The sequence below is a fragment of the Paenibacillus wulumuqiensis genome, from assembly GCF_000971965.1.
GTDB classification, from domain to species: Bacteria; Bacillota; Bacilli; order Paenibacillales; family Paenibacillaceae; genus Saccharibacillus; species Saccharibacillus wulumuqiensis.
The window spans coordinates 1-1,018 of record NZ_LAQP01000036.1 but is presented as its reverse complement, the minus strand read 5'-3'; the positions used below and the strand labels follow the sequence as shown (position 1 = coordinate 1,018).

Here is a 1,018-nt window from a genome sequence, read left to right as displayed (position 1 = left end):
GGGATGGTGTACCGGATTGCGGAGAAGGATCTGCCGGGTCCGGAAAAGAACGGGTATATGCGTTCTGAGGGGACGGGTAATTATGGTTCAACTATTAAGAACAAATTTCCTGATGAGGAATTACCTAAGGACGGTAAGATACTGTCGTATTCTTTAGAGAACGGAAAAATAAAAGGAATTGATGGGAGAACAGAGGTTGATTTCGTTATTGATAAAAATGGATACCTTGTTATCGGCAAAAGACACCATACTTTAGGTAATAAGGATGAAGTTCTTGCGGCAGGTCAACTTAAAATAAATGGACAAGGAGAAGTGAGAAGAATAACGAACGAATCTGGACATTATCGCCCCACACCTGAAGAGGCAATGAATTACCCTCAACTACTTAAGAATGCCGGAGTTAATGTAAAGGGAGCATGGGTTGAATTTTATAGTTACAAAATAGACGCTGATGGATTCATCATAGACTCCTCAAAAGTGGTATCAAAAAAATTAACGGAGTGAAAAAATTGATAAAATACATGGATAAACGAACATTTAAAGACCACTTGCTACAAGCCTTAAAAGAAATATCAATATCTCGAAATGTAAACTTAGAAGATAATTGCAAGTTTACAGTAGTACCTGTAATTGAGCATGGTAAATCTCTAAACTCAACTGATGAGTATTTGCATCGTGGGATGTTAAATGAAAAGAATTTGAGCGGAAGGGAACTTGACCTCGAAGCAGTAGTCAATATGCTTGCGTGCAGGATTCCATTATGTCCTCTCTGGATTAACGTAGTACTTAAAGAAATTAGAGAGGATGTGCCAATTATTGAACTACAAACTAGTTTAAGATTTCGAAATCCTAGCCTGTTACAAAACCAAGACACTGGTCATCCGCCTTTTAAGTCTATTAGATAACCGTAAAACTGATAACGCTATACCCTGACTGGCTTCATGAACTGCACCCCTTAAAATGGACATTAGAAAACCCCTCGGTTAAACTAATGAACATTTGGGGGTGCATTTTTCAT

1 protein-coding gene and 1 pseudogene are annotated in these 1,018 nt (G+C 38.1%); both read left to right on the top strand.

What is annotated here, in order from left to right; genetic code table 11:
• Positions 1–504, top strand: a pseudogene (locus tag WH45_RS23685) (hypothetical protein); the annotation flags it as partial.
• 5 nt (positions 505–509) lie between these two features.
• On the top strand, positions 510–905 hold the full coding sequence (locus WH45_RS22590) for a hypothetical protein (protein WP_052723933.1): 396 nt from the start codon (positions 510–512) through the stop codon (positions 903–905).
• Positions 906–1,018 lie beyond the last annotated feature (113 nt).